Genomic DNA, 217 nt, shown 5'->3' with positions numbered 1-217 from the left:
CAATACAAGAAAATCCTAAATCAATCAAGAAAGAATAAAGAGACAGCCAATAATGACCTGTAGCTTCCATACCAATAATACAATTGTTAAAATCAATCGAAAAAGAGGAAATAAATTTCTGAAACTTTTCTAAACCCCTGATAGAATTAGAAAAAGAAAAAGACTCAGAAACAAGTTTACCATTAGAATCAATTATTGAGGCTTCGTGGTTATTCTT

Annotated in this window: 1 protein-coding gene; it reads right to left on the bottom strand. The window is 29.5% G+C overall.

Features of this window, described 5'->3' with window-relative positions; all coding sequences use genetic code 11:
• A partial coding sequence (locus ACU68U_RS09430) for an IS110 family transposase (RefSeq protein ID WP_446763208.1) occupies nucleotides 1-217 on the bottom strand: 217 nt, incomplete at both ends.

This window comes from Finegoldia sp. P3-F-LR, from assembly GCF_052932165.1.
Note: the sequence above shows the minus strand (reverse complement) of the source record. Positions and strands in the feature narration are given on the sequence as shown.